This window comes from Streptomyces sp. NPDC018045, assembly GCF_044327445.1.
GTDB lineage: Bacteria > Actinomycetota > Actinomycetes > Streptomycetales > Streptomycetaceae > Streptomyces.
This window is the reverse complement of the sequence record NZ_JBIRFL010000007.1, coordinates 96,696-112,358: the sequence shown is the minus strand read 5'-3', so window position 1 is coordinate 112,358 and position 15,663 is coordinate 96,696. Positions and strand designations below refer to the sequence as shown.

The following is a 15,663-nucleotide window of genomic DNA, read 5'->3' as shown; positions in this document are numbered from 1 at the left end:
CCCGCAAGGCGGGCTTTTTCTCGGACCTGAAAGTTGATTTGAGACATGTACTCGCTCAGTCAGAGCGTACGGATGAAGGGGGCGGCCGGCGAGCCGCTGCCCAGCCCCTTCAAGGGGCTGACCGAGCTGGGGGCGGAGTTCCGCCGCGGCGAGCTGTCCGTAGTCGCCGCGGCCGGCGGTACGGGCAAGTCGGTCGTGGCCATCAACCTGGCGATTCAGAGCAACGTGCCCACCCTGTACTTCTCAGCCGACAGCACCGCGGCCACACAGCTCAGCAGGGCCACGGCCATCCTCACCGGCCATGACGCCAAGGGCATCAAGGCCAAGCTGCACGCGGACCAGTTCGAGGAGTACAACGACGTGCTGGCGAAGCGCTGGTGGCAGCGGTTCAACTACTCGGCCCGGCCCACGCCGGCCGAGCTGGAGCTTCACCTTGAGTCGTACGAGGAGGTGTTCGGCACCTACCCGCACTTGGTCATCGTCGACAACATCACGAACGTAGATGCGGGCGGCAGTGGTACCGCCGAGGAGTACACCTTCGGACTCGAAGGTTTGTGCGATTACCTAAACGAAATGGCCAGGGAGACTTACGCCCACGTCATGGCGATGCACCACGTCATCGGCGACTACTCGGACGGCTTGAAGCCCATCCCGCAGTCGGGGCTCAAGGGAAAGATCTCCCGCGTCCCTTCGATGATCCTCACCATCCACAAGGAGATCGATGGCATGGACGGCAGGACGCTGCACATCAGCCCCGTGAAGAACCGCGAGGACTTCGAAGACAGCTCGGGAGAGACGTATGCGAGCTTCGACTTCAACACCTCGAACATTCGGCTGACGGACGTCGATAAAGGCATGGCGTTTTAGTCATACCCTTGAAGTTGATTTGAGACGCAACTCCGCCTATACTGAAGATAGAAGGCAAGAGGAATTGAACGGAAGCGCCATCCGTCGGCCTGGATACGACCTCTCCATTGAGGTCACTGAGTCTCTGACCCTCCACTTCCCGGAGTTGGACGACCAGGAGCTGGCGGGCCTCGATCAGGCCGCCACGGCGGTCGTCCGGTTCCGCCCCGGTCGGCGCGTGTCCTTCGGCCAACTGGCCGCCGACCTCCGAGAAAAGCGCGGCCAGGCCGTCTACGTCTACCCCCGCAAACGGGGCCAGCGGTGGGTTGAGCTGGTGGAAGCCCGGCGAGTGGCGTCGCTGGCGCAGGACCTGGAAGACCTCCTACAGGACTGCCGGCTGCGGAGGGCAGTGAAGGCCACGGGGTGAGCGGGCCGAGGAAAGGGTTTCGGAAGTGCGCTAAGTGCGAGCGGGCCCGAGCGGAAAGGTTCTTCACCTCAGCCCGCGGCCGAGTGTGCGCTACCTGTCGCAAAAAGGCCCGGAGCAAGGCCAGTCACTCCGCGAGAGTGCAAGCCGTCTACGGGCTCGGCCCCGGTGAGTACGACGAGTTGTTCCGTCTTCAGGGCGGTCGGTGCGCAATCTGCGGAGGCACGAGGAAGCAACGCCTCTCAGTGGATCACTGCCACAAGACGAACCTTGTCCGCGGCCTCTTGTGCCGCATGTGTAACGGCCGCCTCCTGACCGCGGCACGCGATCGCCCGGAAGTGCTCCGGAATGCGGCTGACTACCTCGAAGCCCCGCCAGCTCAGCGGTTGCTAGGGCTTCGCTACTACCAAGGCAAGGAAGCGAAATGAAGGAAGACCAGACCACCACCGCGCTCTCGTCCTACCGGGAGTGGCTTGGAAACCGTCGCTACATGGAGTCGGCGTATCGGAAGTACGACTTCCCGGTCTACACGCGCAAGGTCGAAGCCGACGGAGCTGCCAAGTGACCACCACCCAGTTCCTGATCTCCACACGCGCCGAGCTGACGGAGGAGGACGCGAAGCACTACGGGGAAGTCCTGGCGAGTGTCGCCCGAGGCTTCATGCCGAACGCCAAGGTGCTTGTTCACCGGTCCGCGACCCTCAAGCCGGAGTGGAGCAGTGGGGACTTCCGCCGGTAAGCCGAGCATCGCTGCGGTGCTGACCCACTACTTCCCGGAGTGGCCGGGGCCTGCGAAGCGGTCCGGATGGGTCAAGTGCCTGTGTCCCTTCCACGCCGAAAGCACCGCCTCGGCGTCCGTCAACTTCGAGAAGCAAAGGGTCCATTGCTTCGCCTGCGACCTCTCCGTGGACTCCCTCGACATCATCCAGCGACAGGAAGGAATCGGGTTTGCCGAAGCTCAGCGCTTCGCAGAGGGCCGATTTGATAGCGGCAGCCAAGCGGTACAGCAGCCAGTACGAGGGAAGTCCGGCCGAACGGCTCATGGTCGACCGCGGTTTGGGCGAACTGGCGTCGACCAGATTCAGGGTCGGCTTCGTTTCGGAGCCAGCAGTCGGACATGAGCGGTACGCCGGTCACCTGGCCATTCCGTACCTCCGGCCAGCCGGTGGCGCCTACGCCCTGGCGACCTTGCGGTTCCGCCGGATCGATCCCGTGGTCAGTGACAGCGCGGCGGAGCCGGAGGGGGCTAAGTACCTCAGCCTCCCAGGGCACAGCCCTCACATCTTCAACACCCAAGCACTGTTGACCTCGAAGCCCTACGTTGCGATCTGCGAGGGCGAGTTGGACGCGATGGCTGTCGAAGCGGCCGGTGTGCCGGCCGTGGGGATCCCCGGGGTCTCATCTTGGAGGGACCACTTCGACCCGGCCTTCGCTGGTTTTGAAACGGTCTTCGTGCTTGGCGACGGGGACGAGGCAGGCCGGAGGTTCACGCAAAAGCTGTGTGAGCGCCTGCCGAACGCGAAGCCGATTGATCTGGGAGATGGGTACGACGCCAATCTATTCATTCACCGGTACGGACATGAAGCATTCCGAGGAAGGCTGGGACTGTGAGTAAGTTCAAGGTGGGGGACGAAGTGGTCGTGAAGGCCGCGGCCGGAGCTAACCCGGTAGCAGGTTGGCTGCACAACGAGAAGGCCGGAGTCGTCCAAGCTACCTATGAGGGGCAGCCGTTTCCGAATGATGTGAAGTTCACGAACGGTGGCGCCCTCTGCTTCTCGGACGAGGAACTGGTGCACGCTGCCGATCAAGAGCCCGGCCGGCGCCTGCTGAATGAGACGAAGAGTCTACCGATGGGCATCGACACCATGGACGCCCACAAGGTCATGAAGGCCGCGCTTTCTTCTACTCAGGAAGTTGATTTGAGACGTAACGCCGTGGAGTCTCCCTCCCACTACACGAACCACCCCAGCGGAGTCGAATGCATCGAGATCGTGAAGCACATGAACTTCCCGATCGGCAACGCGATCAAGTACCTCTGGCGTGCGGGTCTCAAGGGTGACGCAATCGAAGACCTCCAGAAGGCAAGGCAGTACATCGACATCGAGATCGACCGTCGGAAGGAGACTGCGTGAAAACCTTTGTCTTCATATCCGACCTACAGATGCCGTACCACGACCGCAAGGCGTGGAAGGCCGTCCTTAACTTCATCGGCGACACCCAGCCCGATGAAGTGGTGAACATCGGCGATGTGACGGACTACCCACAGCCGAGCCGCTGGACGAAGGGCACCAAGGCGGAGTTCGAAGGCGGTGCCCTCCAGGACGCGGCCTACACCCGGCGCCACTACTGCGACCAGCTCCGAGCTGTCTACGACGGGCCGTCGAGCCTGCTGAAGTCTAACCACGGCTTGCGGCCGGCGGAGTACTTCGCCAAGAACAATCCTGCTCTCATCGATGATGAGCACCCCAACCCTTTTACCGAAGACAAGCTGCTGCGGCTGGACGAGTACGGGATTGATTTCTATGAGGACTTCTACGACTTCACTCCAGGCTGGACCGCAACACATGGCCACTTGGGCTTCAGCCTGAGCCGTTATGCCGGTGGCACGGCTATGGGTGCAGCGCGTCAGATTGGAAAGTCCGTCGTCTGTGGCCACACCCATCGGGCCGGAGTCATCTCCGAGTCCCGCGGCTACAAGGGGAAGGTTGAAACCCTGACCGGACTCGAAATTGGCAACCTGATGGATATGAAGCAGGCGCGCTACCTGAAGCGCGGCGCCGGCAACTGGCAGCAGGCGTTCGGGATCGTCCGCGTGAGCGGGACCAAAGCGTTCCCTGAACTCGTAATGATCAACAAGGGAACCTTCATCGTGAGCGGGGAGACGTACAGTGCCTGATTCCGTAGAACTGGACTGGGCTTACCTCTCGAACCTTGCCGGGAAGGTGGCCTTCTCCATCGCGCAGAAGTGGAGCGTTGTCGAGCCGGACGACGTGAAACAGGAAATCCTTCTTCATGCGTACGAGCACCGGCCGGCTATCGAAGCCAACTACTCCTCCGAAGACATCCTCTGGAAGATCTTCAACAAGGCTGGCACCCAGTACGCGAGCCGGGAGCGCAATTACTACGACCTCCAGGACGACACCTACTACTACACCCCGGACGAGGCGAAGGCGGCCCTCCGTACCTTCATCTTCACCGACGATGAGCTGGGGCAGATGGTCGGCCGCAAGGACGACCTCCTGGCTTCCCGGGTAACCGACAACCTGGTCTCTGCCCGCATCGACGCCGCGGCCTCCCTGAACAAGCTCTCCGAGAGGTACCAGCAGCTCCTGATGCGGCGCTTCGTCTACGGCCTGCCGGTCGAAGCCCAGGCAGACCGTCAGGCCCTCTCCCGAGCTGCCGTTGCCCTGGCCCAAGCGATGAACCGGACCATCCGCACCAAGAAGGCGAACGCGTGACCATCGAGACCGTCAAGACCTACCGCCAACCCTCGGCAACCGGCGCAGGTCCCCACACCGTTCAGATCAAGGTCGTCTACGACCACCAGCCCAACTCACTGACGTACGTGGGGCATTGGGACGAGCACGGCGATCTCAACGAGATGAACCTCGCTCGGCGCGACCTCACCGCACTCATAGCCATGCTGCACGCAGCCGACTTCGCCAAGGACACGGAGACTGAATGACCTTCCCCACCGACACCGCCAAGACCGTCTACGAGCGCACTTACTCCCGCATCAAGCCGAACGGCGAACACGAGTCGTGGCCCGAGACCGTGCGCCGCGTCGTGGACGGCAACCTGGCACTCGTCGAGCCCCGCTACCACCAGGAGGGCGAGCGAGACCGGCTCGTTGAGCTGATGGAAGCCTTCAAGATCCTTCCAGCCGGCCGCCACCTGAAGTCCTCCGGCGTCTCGGACTACGCCCTCAACAACTGTTGGGCTGCGGGCTGGGACGCCTCCCGCCCGGAAAAGCACTTCACGTTCGTGCTCCTGCGCCTGGCTGAGGGGGGCGGCGTTGGATCGAACTATTCGGACCGCTACCTGGAGAGCTTTCCGCCCGTCCTGGCCCCGGTCGAGGTACACGTCGTATGCGACCCGGCCCACCCTGACTTCGCCGGCCTCAAGGCAGCCGGCCTGATCTCCGACGAGTACGGACACGACTGGGCCGGCGCCTACGCCGTCGAAGACTCCCGAGAGGGCTGGGCAGCCGCCCTCGGAGACTTGATCACGACCGCCCACGACCGCACCACCCGGCACGAGGCCCGTGTCTACGACGTATCGCGGGTTCGCCACAAGGGCGCCCCGCTGCGTAGTTTCGGCGGTAGCGCTTCCGGACCGCAGCCGTTCGCCGAGCTGCTGGTCAACGTCGGCAAGATCCTCCGGGCGAAGGTATGGCTGGACGACGAGGACCCGAACGGCCTGGTGCGCGTACTCGGGGACCGACTCAACGGCAAGGACGCCATGATGATCGACCACGAGATAGCCAAGTGCATCGTCTCTGGGGGCGTGCGCCGTTCGGCTCGCATGTCGATCATGCACTGGGATGACCCGATGATCGAATGGTTCCTGCACTGCAAGGCGGACTCGGAACAGTCCATGTGGACCACGAACATCTCCGTCGAGGTGGACGAGGCGTTCTTCGAGCAGATGAACAAGCTGGACAGTAAGGCCAGTTACATCATGAGGAAGATCGCGGAGGGTGCCCGCACGACAGGTGAGCCCGGGTTCTGGAACTCGGCGAAGACCGCGGAGGGGGAGGTCGATGGCGTGTTCACGGTCAACCCCTGCGGCGAGGCCACGCTCACCGAGTGGGAACCGTGCTGCCTGGGGAACGTGAACCTCGGGGCCTTCGTGGACACGGCCGGCGTCGTGGACTGGGACGGCCTCCGTGAGGCCCACTACCTCATGACGCGGTACCTGATCCGGGCCACAATGGCGCCGGTCGCCGACAAGCGGTCGAAGGCAGCCATCGGGCGGTACCACAGGATTGGGGTGGGCCACCTTGGGTTCGCTGATTGGCTGGCCAAGCAGGGCGTTTTCTACACCGAGGCCCCGCAGGACCCGCTTGTCCGTGGGAGCCTGTTGCACTTCGGCGATGTGGTGGACGATGCCGCGGACGAGTACGCCAACGAACTGCGCATCCCCCGGCCGATCAAGACTCGCGTCATCGCCCCGACCGGCACCACGAGCAAGCTGGCCGGCGCCTCCGGAGAGGGCATCCACGCTCCGTTCGCGACGTACTTCCTGCGTCGCATCCGATTCTCGATGGTCGAGCCTTCCGAGGTGAGGCAGGTGGAGGAGTATCGGATCAAGGGCTACAAGGTCGAGCCGTGCATCTACGCGGCGAACACCGCGGTCGTGGAGATCCCGACGAAGGACCCGCTCCTAGAGCAGGTACTCGACCCGTCGTACGTGCAGCACGCGGGGCAGCTCTCGCTCCGCGACATGCTCGCAGTGCAGAAGCTGTACCAGGAGTGTTGGGCGGACCAAGCCGTGAGCTACACGGCGTCGATCGACCCGGAACGGTACTCGACGGGGGACGTGGAAGTGGTGCTGCGGGAGTTCATGCCCGTACTGAAGGGCTCCACCCTGTTCCCTGAACTCAGCCGCAACCAGGCCCCGTACGAGCGGCTGACGGAAGAGCAGTACCGGAGCGAAACGGCTGCTCTGGGCATCGAGGTCTCGGATACCTCGTATGACGAGGTCTGCGCCTCTGGCGCTTGTCCCGTATGAAGCCTTCTCTCAAATGTTGTTTTGAGACGCCTCAAGTCGTAATTTGGACGTAACAGGAGAAAACGTATGGAAAACGAAAACGACCCCTTCGCCGATACCTCCCCGTGGGACGAGCCTGCCGAAGCCCCCACCGATGCACCCTCTAAGGAGTCGCCTGTGACCACTGCTCCCGCTTCCGCCGCACCCAACCCCTTTCGGGTTGGCCTCACCTTCAAGGCCGCGAGCGGCTTCGATGCCGAGTGGATCACCCCAACGATCTACGGCGGCACCGCCGATGAGGTCGCCCGCCGCTCCGTCGAGCTGATGACGGCACTGCGGGAGCACGGTGTGATCGAGATGGCGAGCAAGGCCGCGGCGTACACCCGCGACCAGTACAAGGGCGGCGGCCAGGCCGCCAAGGCGACCCCCAAGAAGTTCGAAGGCGGCCGGGTTGTCGCGGCCGGCGGTGACGGCGGCAGTGCCCCCGAAGGTGATGTGACCTGCGTCCATGGCCAGCGCACGCACCGCACTGGCGCCACCTGGGAGGCCATGTTCTGCCCGGCCCGGGAGAAGTCGGAACAGTGCCCGCCGGCCTGGAAGGACAAGAAGACGGGCCGGTTCGTGGTCAAGAGCTGAATGAATTATTCACATCGCGAAAGTTGAATTGAGACACGGGGGTCGGCTCCAGCGGCCGGCCCCCGGCGCGACCAGTGAGGAACCACCTTGCGCCCACAGTTCCGCTCCGACATGAGCGTCGAACTCATCGACTCCATGGGGGATGACCACAGCATCGCTCGCGCTGCCCGCGTCTCCTCCGGCACCACTGGTACTGCCGAGAAGGACCGCGGCCTGATCAACATGCTGATGCGCGACCGGCACGGCTCACCCTTCGAAGCCGTGACCTTCCAGTTCCGCATCGAGTGCCCGATCTTCGTGGCCCGTGAATTCCTCCGCCACCGCATCGCCTCGTACAACGAGGTATCGGGCAGGTACCGGGTCCTGGAGCCCGTCTTCTACGTCCCCGCCGAGAGCCGACCGCTCCAGCAGATCGGCAAGCCCGGGGCCTACCGCTTCGAGCCCGGCACCCCCGAGCAGGCCAGTCTCGCGGCCACCGCCCACAAGTCCGTCGCCGGGTGGACCTGGGAGCACTACGAGTGGCTGCTGCGCGAGGGCGTGGCACGCGAAGTCGCCCGCAACGTCCTTCCGTTGAGCCTCTTCACGTCGTTCTACGTGACCTTGAACCTCCGCTCCCTCCTCAACCTGCTTTCCCTGCGCTGGGCCCATCCCGAAAGCACCGTCCCCACCTTCCCGCTCAAGGAGATCGAAGACATCGCCCGACAGCTCGACGCGCACGTTCGGACCGTTGCCCCCGCCGCCATGACCGCCTTCGACGCCAACGGGCGTGTCGCCCCCTGATAGGAGGTCTCCTTGCGGCTGATCGAATACCCGATCAAGGGGCAGCCTGTCCGCATCCACGTAGTGGAAAGCCGGGATGACCTTCCCGACTTCGAGACCTTCGTTCGCACCCACCAGGATCTCCTGGCGCACGACAGCGAGACGACGGGCCTGGACTGGTGGAACGCCAGCCTGGGCACCTTTCGGGCGCGCCTGTGGCAGTTCGGTACCGCCGACGAGTCCTTCGTCGTACCTGTCGAGAAGGGCCGGGCCTTCCGCGATGCAGTTCGCTGGGCACTGCGGACGGTACACCGACTCATCGCCCACAACGGCACCTACGACCTTCATGTGGCCGAAGCCTGCCTCGGCATCCCGATGGAAGAGCTTGCCCCGAAGAGCTGGGACACCAAGCTGCTCGCCCACCTCGTTGATCCGAGGTCGGTCAAGGAGCAGGGGCCGGGTCTGAAGCTCGAAGAGCTGACCAAGCACTACATCTGCGAACTCCTCGCCGATGAGGTCAAAGGCTCGATGGCAGTCATTGCCAAGGAACTCAAGGTCAAGAAGGACGACGTGTGGTCGATCGTCCCCCTCGACCACTACGGCTTCAACCTGTACGCCGGCACGGACCCGATCATCGCCTACCGACTGTTCAAGGTCCTCAAGCCGAGGATCCCAGTCCGTACCCGCAGGAAGGGGCTCATCTCCTGGGAGCACCGGCTTGCCCACATCACCGCGAAGATCGAGCGGACCGGCTACCTCCTCGACAGGGCATATGCACAGGCCAAGTCCACCGAGCTGTACGAGCAACAGCTCAGGTGGGAAGAGGTCGCTCGTCGCGAAGGCGTCGACAACGTCAACGCGAACGCGCAGATCATCAGCGCCTTGCAGGAGCGGGGTATCAAGCTCACGAAGAAGACCAAGAAGGGGAACGTATGCGTCGATGACGAGGTGCTGACCTCGATCGGCATACCGCTGACCGAGGCCATCATCCAGGCCAAGAAGGCGAAGAAGTGGAAGGCCACCTGGTTCGACCGGGCTCTGGCGGGTCAGGATGCCGAGGGGCGCGTACGGGGAAGCATAAATTCTTGCCAGGCCCGCACCGCGCGCATGAGCATCACGGGGGCGATACCGGCCCAGACGCTCCCGGCCGGCGACTCGTACGTCCGGCACTGCTTCCTTGCGGAGCCAGGCCACGTCACCGTGTCGTCCGACTACGGGAATATGGAGTTGAGGGTGCTCGCCGCGTTCTCCGGCGACCCGACCATGCTGGACGCCTTCCACCGCGGCCTGGACCTCCACCAGATCACCGCGGACGCCGCAGGCGTCGACCGCAAGGCCGGGAAGGGCACCAACTTCACGGTGTGCTTCGGCGGGGGCTGGAAGGCTGTCGTTGAGCAGTACGGCGTGACCGAAGCCGAGGCCAGGAAGGCTGTCGCGGCGTTCTGGAAGACCTATCCCGGCGTCAAGAAGTTCGCTGAACGGCTTCAGCGAGAAGCGCGGCGGACCGGCTACATCTACACCGGCACCGGCCGTCGCCTGCCCGTGGACCGTAACCGCGTATACAGCGCCCTCAACTACTTCATCCAATCCACCAGCCGTGACATCACGGCCCGTGCCCTGATCGAACTCGACAGGGCCGGATACACCGAGTTCGTCCGCCTCCCGATCCACGATGAGCTGGTCTTCAGCTTCCCCCGGGAGCGAGCTGCCGAGTTGGCCGAGAAGACCGCTCGAATCATGGAAATGACCGTCCGGGGCCTCGTCGTCCCCGTTGATGCCGAGATCGGTGAACGGTCCTGGGGCAGCGTCCTCGATCTTGAAGCAAGCAAGCACTAAGGAACAGCGCATGAGCGACACCAACGGTTTTGAAGAGCTGGTCTCCAACATCGAGACCGAGTTCAACCAGGCCCTCATCGAGAAGCGGGGCACAGCCGCGCTGATGGTGGCGCGGATCGCCGGGACGATTTATACCGAGGCCATCGCCGCCGGCGTCCCTCACGGCCTTGCCCAGGAGATGGCACGGGACTACTGGGTAGCGGAGATGCACCCGGGGACAGTGGTGATTGCTGAAGACGGTGGCAGTGCCGACAACTGAGTACGACCTCGAATACGGAGTTCTACGACATGCGAAAAGGGCGCGGCCGACCTGGGATGAGTACTTCCTTGGCATTGCATCGGCGGTTGCGCGTAGAGGTGACTGCGTACGCTCGCGAGTGGGGGCCGTCCTGGTACGGCCGGATCGGCGAATCGCATCGACGGGATACAACGGTTCCCCTCCGGGCGGGCCGTCGTGCCTTGATGGCGGGTGCATTCGTTGTAGCTCCGACGTTCCGTCGGGCGCCCACTACGAGGGCTGCATCGAGACACACGCGGAAGCTAACTGCCTCCTGTATGCGGACTGGTCGCACTGCCAAGGTGCGACGCTCTATATCACCCGCTCACCCTGCACCGGCTGCTCGAAGCTGATCCGGTCGTCTGGCGTTGCCCTGGTTGTTTGGCCAGAGGGCCGCTGGACTCTGTAGCCTGCCCCGTTGAGCCCCCTCCCACATCCACCGTGGGAGGGGGTTCTTTGGCGTATCGAGTGTCAGCTTGTGCTCCGCATGTGCTGAGATAGGCCCGTCCCCGCGCTTCCGCGCGCCCGCTGCTGGTCGGCCACCTTTGGCCGACTGGCGTGGTCGGGCTTGACGGAGGGTATCTACGTGGGGAGGCTTCAGACCGATGGCAGGCAAGCGCGAACTCGATAGCCTGACCTGCGACGACAGTGGTTCGGCTTACCGGCGAGATGGGGTGCGTGCTTTGCCTACCGGCAAGGTCAAGTGGTTCAACAGCGAGAAGGGCTTCGGCTTTCTCTCCCGCGACGACGGCGGTGACGTCTTCGTGCACTCGTCGGTGCTGCCCGACGGCGTGGACGCACTCAAGCCGGGCCAGCGCGTCGAGTTCGGCGTGGTGGCCGGCCAGCGCGGTGACCAGGCGCTTTCGGTGACGATCCTCGACCCCGCGCCGTCGGTGGCGGCGGCCCAGCGCCGCAAGCCGGACGAGCTGGCGTCGATCGTGCAGGACCTCACCACGCTCCTGGAGAGCGTCACCCAGCAACTGGAACGCGGCCGCTACCCCGACAAGGCGCACGGCGCGAAGATCGCGAACATGCTCCGGGCGGTCGCCGACCAGCTCGACGTCTGACGGACGCCGGGCCGGGACCGGCTACACGAAGTCCAGCGCACCACGGCCGAGGGGCGGTACGAGCCCCTCGGCCGCGGCACGCGTGAGCAGGCCGCGGACCGCCGCGTAGCCGTCCTCGCCGAGGTCGGCGGTGAACTCGTTCACATACAGGCCGATGTGCTGGTCGGCGACGGCCGGATCCATCTCCTGGGCGTGCTCCAGCACGTACGCACGCGACGCCTCGGTGTCGTCCCAGGCCATCCGTACGGACTCACGGACCGCGGCGGCCAGCTCGCGCAGCCGCTCCGCGCCCAGCGAGCGCCTGGCGATGATTGCGCCCAGCGGGATCGGCAGCCCGGTCGTGTGCTCCCAGTGCTCGCCCATGTCGGCGAGGCAGCTCAGCCCGTAGTCCCGGTACGTGAAGCGCGCCTCGTGGATGACCAGCCCGGCGTCGACCCGGCCGTCCCGTACGGCCGGCATGATCTCGTCGAACGGCAGCACCCGCACCTCGCCGACGCCGCCGGGCACCTCGTCGGCCGCCCACAGCCGGAACAGCAGGTACGCGGTCGACCGCTCGCTGGGCACCGCCACCGTCTTGCCGGCCAGGTCCTTGGCCTCGCCCGGCTCCCTGGTGAGCACCAGCGGGCCGCAGCCGCGCCCCAGCGCGCCGCCGCACGGCAGCAGCGCGTACTCCTCCAGGACCCACGGCAGCACCGCGTACGACACCTTCAGGATGTCGAACTCTTCCCCTGCCGACGCCGCCGGGGAGCCCCCCGCGCGTTCGGCCGCCCAGCCATTGGTGAGGTCGATGTCGGCGAACGTGACGTCCAGCGCGGGCGCGCCCGGGACCTTGCCGTGCGCCCACGCGTGGAAGACGAAGGTGTCGTTCGGGCACGGCGAATAGGCGATCTTGAGCGCGTCGCTCATGGTGTCCTCCAGGACGTCGGGGCCCCGGCCGCCGTCAGGACGCGGGGGAGCGCGGCGCAGGCGGCGGAGAGCGCGCCGAGCGCGTCCCCGATGCGCCACGCGGCGCGGTCGCGCGGGCCGACGGGGTTGGAGACCGTACGGATTTCGAGCACCGGCAGGCCCTGCGCGGCGGCGGCCTCGGCGACACCGAAGCCCTCCATCGCCTCGACGAGGGCGCGCGGATGGCGGGCGGCGAGCCGCGCGGCGTGCTCCGCGCTGCCGGTCACCGTCGAGGCGGTGAGCACCGTGCCGCACGCGGCGCCGGTGGCCGCGGCGAGGGCCCGCACGAGGTCCGGCGGCGGGGTGTGGACGACCGTGCCGAAGCCGAGCGCGGTCACCGGAACGAAGCCGTCCGGGGTCTCGGCGCCCAGGTCGGCGGCGACGATCTCGTCCGCGACGACCGTGGAACCGACCGCGGCGCCGGGCCGGTCCGAATCCGTACCGGGCGCGAAACCGCCGCCGATGCCGGCGGAGATGACGAGGTCGTAACGGAGTCCGCCGCAGATTCCCGCGGTCAGCGCGGTCGCCGTCCCGGCGGCAGCGGCGGCCGGGCCGACCCCGGCGGCGAGCACGTCGAGGACCACGCCGGTCCCCTCGTCCGCGGGCGGCGCGGCAGCCCGTACCCGGTGCAGCGGGTAGCCGCCCGCCGGCAGCGCGACGACCTCCGCGCCGTCGCCACCGGCCACGCCCGCGGCCACCGCGTCGCGCTCGGCCGCGACGGCGGTGACGACCAGGACACGCGTCACGGTCACCTCACCCTCACCGGTTTCCCGCCTGCGTCAGCGGACTCAGGACTCCGCGCGCTCCAGCTTGACGTTCCACACGCCCGTGTACTTGCCGCCCTTGGTGGCCACGACGGACACCACGGTGGAGTCGGCCAGGCTACGGGTCTGCTGGTTCACGAAGAGCTGGTCGGCGCTGCCGATGACCTGGTACGTCTGCTTGCTGACGTTGGTGATCGCGCTGCTGTTGGACAGCGCGATCCAGCCGTCCTCGGCCACGTCCGGCTCGACACCCAGCCGCAGCTTCTCACCCGGGTGCACGGTGAGCGTCTTCTTGGGCGCGGTGGTCAGGCACTTGGTGAACTCGGCCTGCGCCTTCTTGTCGCCGGCGGCCAGATCGCCGATCACCTTGCCGTCGTCGTAGCAGGCGGCCTCGGCGGTCACGGTGTCCTTGCCGGCGGTCACCGTGGCGAGCGGAGTCGGCTTCTCACAGGCGGAGAGGGTGACGAGCCCCAGGGACACGGCACCGAGGGCGGCAGCGGCACGGCGGCCTGTACCCCAAGAAGAGAACGCGGTCATGCGGGCAGGCTATCGGTCGGCCCCGGTCACGCCACACGAGGGTGGGGCGCGCCGTGCCGCGCCGCGCCCAGCAGGCCGCGAACGGCCAGTACCGCGCCGGTCGCCACGAGCGCCGCGGCCACCGCCAGCCCCACCGTCCCGCTCAGTGGCAGCGCGATCCCGGCGGCGCCGCCGACCACCCAGGACAACTGGAGCGCCGTCTCGGAACGGGCGAACGCCGAGGTACGGACCAGCTCCGGCACGTCCCGCTGGATCACCGCGTCCAGCGACAGCTTCCCCAGCGCCTGGCACAGCCCCGCCGTCGCCGCCGCGGCCGTCACCACCACGGTCGCCAGCACCGCGTAGAAGGCCGCCGCCGTGACCGCGACGGCCAGCGCCAGCCCCAGCACCACCGCGATGATCAGCTCCGGGGCCCTGGCCCGCAGCCACGCGCCGACCGCCGTCCCCAGCGCGTTGCCCGCGCCCGCCGCCACCGCCACCATGCCCAGCGAGACCTGCGGCCCCAGCCCGCCCAGCGGATGCTCACGCAGCAGGAACGCCAGGAAGAACGTCAGCAGACCGGACAGCGACCGCAGCGCGCAATTGGCCTGGAGGCCGTGCAGCACCGAAGGCCCGACCGTCCGCAGCCCCGGCCGCCGCCCGCCGGCCAGCGCCTTCCCCGGCCGCTCGCCCCCGGCCCTCCCGGCCCCCTCGCCGTCCTCCCCGGACGCCAGCCGCGCCCGGCCCTCGCCCTTCGCCGAGTCCACCTTGTGCGGCAGCGAGAACGACAGGAACGTGCCCGCCACGAACACCGTGAACGCCCCGTACAGCGGCCAGCTCGGCCCGATCAGATGCAGCGCGCCGCCCAGCGGCGCCGCCGCCCCCGTCGCCAGCAGCCCGGCCAGCGTCACCCGCGAATTGGCCTTCACCAAAGAGATGCGGGGCGGCAGCAGGCGCGGCACGACGGCGCTCCGCACCACTCCGTACGCCTTCGAAGACACCAATACGCCCAGTGCCGCCGGATACAGCTCCAGTCCGCCGCCCGCCACCGCGCCCGACATGGTCAGCGCGAGCAGCGCGCGGGCCAGCATCGCCCCCGCCATCGCGGCCCGGCGGCCGTGCGGCACCCGGTCCAGCAGAGGGCCGATCACCGGCGCCAGCAGCGCGAACGGCGCCATCGTCACGGCCAGGTAGAGCGCCACCCGGCCGCGTGCCTGGTCCGTCGGCACCGAGAAGAACACCGTCGAGGCCAGCGCAACCGTGATCAACATGTCACCGGCCGAATTCACCGCGTGCAGCTCGATCAGCTTGCCGAGACCCGACTCGCCCGCGCCGTGCGCGTGCGTGGCGCGCCGTATGCCGCGCCCGGTCGCCGTGAACGGACGGCGCAGCGCCCGCCCGGCGGCACGGCCCGCCCGGCCTGCCCAGCCGCCCTCCCGGCCCGGCCGCGTGGTCGCCGTCGAGACCCGCGCCCCCTTGGAGACACGCGGGCCGGCGGAGATCCGCGAAGCCTTGGCGATCCGCGGGGCCCGGGCCGCTCTCGCGGTCCCCGACCCGGAGACCCGCGACGCCCGCGACATCCGCGGCAGCCTCGACTTTCTCGACGCCCGTCCGGCAGCCACGCAGCAATACTGCCCCAACTCGCCCGGGACATGGCTCTTTCCGGGGCCTGTCGCGCCGGAGCGCACGGCCGCCGGAGGCTGCCGGTGACATTTGCCGCTCCCGGCGAGGGGTCGTACACCGTTGAAGGGGTAGCGTGTGTAGCGCGCCACCGGCGGTCGTTCTTGGCCGCGCGCCTTGCCGCGATCCCGCAGAATGGTTCGTAAGAGGTGCGCTCGACCGAGATGCCCGGGCGCGGACGTCGACGCGGTCCCCAGGTCCG

Annotated in this window: 21 protein-coding genes and 1 pseudogene; 18 read left to right on the top strand and 4 right to left on the bottom strand. The window is 66.8% G+C overall.

The features are described 5' to 3' along the window. Positions 1-45 precede the first annotated feature (45 nt). The 18 genes and pseudogenes from ACH4EB_RS18750 (at position 46) to ACH4EB_RS18665 (ending at position 11,556) form a co-directional block, all read left to right on the top strand. Entirely contained in the window at positions 46-867 is an 822-nt protein-coding gene (locus tag ACH4EB_RS18750; RefSeq protein WP_398348635.1) for an AAA family ATPase, read from the top strand. Positions 868-1,012: 145 nt separating this feature from the next. Continuing rightward, positions 1,013-1,273 (top strand): hypothetical protein, encoded by a 261-nt coding sequence (locus ACH4EB_RS18745; RefSeq protein WP_398348634.1) that lies wholly within the window; start codon positions 1,013-1,015, stop codon positions 1,271-1,273. Beyond that, entirely contained in the window at positions 1,270-1,698 is a 429-nt protein-coding gene (locus ACH4EB_RS18740; RefSeq protein WP_398348633.1) for an endonuclease VII domain-containing protein, read from the top strand. Before ACH4EB_RS18745 ends, ACH4EB_RS18740 begins: the two co-directional genes overlap by 4 nt. Further along, positions 1,695-1,835: a hypothetical protein gene (locus ACH4EB_RS18735; protein WP_398348632.1), complete on the top strand. Its 141-nt coding sequence runs from the start codon at positions 1,695-1,697 to the stop codon at positions 1,833-1,835. Before ACH4EB_RS18740 ends, ACH4EB_RS18735 begins: the two co-directional genes overlap by 4 nt. Continuing rightward, positions 1,832-2,008, top strand: coding sequence for a hypothetical protein (locus ACH4EB_RS18730; protein ID WP_398348631.1), 177 nt, complete (start codon positions 1,832-1,834; stop codon positions 2,006-2,008). Before ACH4EB_RS18735 ends, ACH4EB_RS18730 begins: the two co-directional genes overlap by 4 nt. Then, positions 1,989-2,174: pseudogene (locus tag ACH4EB_RS18725) on the top strand (CHC2 zinc finger domain-containing protein); the annotation flags it as partial. The gene ACH4EB_RS18730 and the pseudogene ACH4EB_RS18725, both read left to right, overlap by 20 nt. A gap of 43 nt (positions 2,175-2,217) precedes the next feature. After that, positions 2,218-2,880 carry a toprim domain-containing protein gene (locus ACH4EB_RS18720; RefSeq protein WP_398348630.1) on the top strand — a complete coding sequence of 221 codons (663 nt, stop codon included), beginning with the start codon at positions 2,218-2,220 and terminating at the stop codon, positions 2,878-2,880. Continuing rightward, a complete protein-coding gene (locus tag ACH4EB_RS18715) occupies positions 2,877-3,401 on the top strand; it encodes a DUF3310 domain-containing protein (RefSeq protein ID WP_398348629.1) in 525 nt (174 codons plus the stop codon). The genes ACH4EB_RS18720 and ACH4EB_RS18715 overlap by 4 nt, the downstream gene beginning before the upstream one ends. After that, the gene (locus ACH4EB_RS18710; RefSeq protein ID WP_398348628.1) at positions 3,398-4,165 is read left to right on the top strand and encodes a hypothetical protein; all 768 of its coding nucleotides are present in this window, start codon (positions 3,398-3,400) and stop codon (positions 4,163-4,165) included. The genes ACH4EB_RS18715 and ACH4EB_RS18710 overlap by 4 nt, the downstream gene beginning before the upstream one ends. Beyond that, complete coding sequence (locus ACH4EB_RS18705; protein WP_398348627.1) at positions 4,158-4,727, top strand: hypothetical protein; 570 nt, start codon at positions 4,158-4,160, stop codon at positions 4,725-4,727. Before ACH4EB_RS18710 ends, ACH4EB_RS18705 begins: the two co-directional genes overlap by 8 nt. Then, positions 4,724-4,954 carry a hypothetical protein gene (locus ACH4EB_RS18700; protein ID WP_398348626.1) on the top strand — a complete coding sequence of 77 codons (231 nt, stop codon included), beginning with the start codon at positions 4,724-4,726 and terminating at the stop codon, positions 4,952-4,954. Before ACH4EB_RS18705 ends, ACH4EB_RS18700 begins: the two co-directional genes overlap by 4 nt. Further along, the gene (gene nrdJ, locus ACH4EB_RS18695; protein WP_398348625.1) at positions 4,951-7,002 is read left to right on the top strand and encodes a ribonucleoside-triphosphate reductase, adenosylcobalamin-dependent; all 2,052 of its coding nucleotides are present in this window, start codon (positions 4,951-4,953) and stop codon (positions 7,000-7,002) included. The genes ACH4EB_RS18700 and nrdJ overlap by 4 nt, the downstream gene beginning before the upstream one ends. A 156-nt stretch (positions 7,003-7,158) precedes the next feature. Then, positions 7,159-7,617: a hypothetical protein gene (locus ACH4EB_RS18690; protein WP_398348624.1), complete on the top strand. Its 459-nt coding sequence runs from the start codon at positions 7,159-7,161 to the stop codon at positions 7,615-7,617. A 111-nt stretch (positions 7,618-7,728) separates the two neighbouring features. Then, the gene (gene thyX / locus ACH4EB_RS18685; protein ID WP_398348865.1) at positions 7,729-8,397 is read left to right on the top strand and encodes an FAD-dependent thymidylate synthase; all 669 of its coding nucleotides are present in this window, start codon (positions 7,729-7,731) and stop codon (positions 8,395-8,397) included. Positions 8,398-8,409: 12 nt separating this feature from the next. Then, positions 8,410-10,212, top strand: coding sequence for a DNA polymerase (locus ACH4EB_RS18680; RefSeq protein ID WP_398348623.1), 1,803 nt, complete (start codon positions 8,410-8,412; stop codon positions 10,210-10,212). A 10-nt stretch (positions 10,213-10,222) separates the two neighbouring features. After that, positions 10,223-10,471 (top strand): hypothetical protein, encoded by a 249-nt coding sequence (locus tag ACH4EB_RS18675; protein ID WP_398348622.1) that lies wholly within the window; start codon positions 10,223-10,225, stop codon positions 10,469-10,471. Then, positions 10,452-10,898: a deoxycytidylate deaminase gene (locus ACH4EB_RS18670; protein WP_398348864.1), complete on the top strand. Its 447-nt coding sequence runs from the start codon at positions 10,452-10,454 to the stop codon at positions 10,896-10,898. The genes ACH4EB_RS18675 and ACH4EB_RS18670 overlap by 20 nt, the downstream gene beginning before the upstream one ends. 274 nt (positions 10,899-11,172) lie before the next feature. Continuing rightward, positions 11,173-11,556 carry a cold-shock protein gene (locus ACH4EB_RS18665; RefSeq protein ID WP_385228105.1) on the top strand — a complete coding sequence of 128 codons (384 nt, stop codon included), beginning with the start codon at positions 11,173-11,175 and terminating at the stop codon, positions 11,554-11,556. A gap of 21 nt (positions 11,557-11,577) precedes the next feature. Here ACH4EB_RS18665 and ACH4EB_RS18660 read toward each other — a convergent pair whose 3' ends face one another. The 4 genes from ACH4EB_RS18660 to ACH4EB_RS18645 are packed head-to-tail and all read right to left on the bottom strand — an operon-like array spanning position 11,578 to position 15,361. Continuing rightward, positions 11,578-12,462 carry a 1,4-dihydroxy-6-naphthoate synthase gene (locus tag ACH4EB_RS18660; protein WP_398348621.1) on the bottom strand — a complete coding sequence of 295 codons (885 nt, stop codon included), beginning with the start codon at positions 12,460-12,462 and terminating at the stop codon, positions 11,578-11,580. Continuing rightward, on the bottom strand, positions 12,459-13,253 hold the full coding sequence (locus tag ACH4EB_RS18655; protein WP_398348620.1) for a futalosine hydrolase: 795 nt from the start codon (positions 13,251-13,253) through the stop codon (positions 12,459-12,461). Before ACH4EB_RS18655 ends, ACH4EB_RS18660 begins: the two co-directional genes overlap by 4 nt. A 36-nt stretch (positions 13,254-13,289) precedes the next feature. Beyond that, entirely contained in the window at positions 13,290-13,802 is a 513-nt protein-coding gene (locus ACH4EB_RS18650; protein WP_398348619.1) for a hypothetical protein, read from the bottom strand. A gap of 26 nt (positions 13,803-13,828) precedes the next feature. Beyond that, positions 13,829-15,361, bottom strand: a complete 1,533-nt coding sequence (locus ACH4EB_RS18645) for an MFS transporter (RefSeq protein ID WP_398348618.1) — start codon at positions 15,359-15,361, stop codon at positions 13,829-13,831. Between the last annotated feature and the right edge of the window lie 302 nt (positions 15,362-15,663).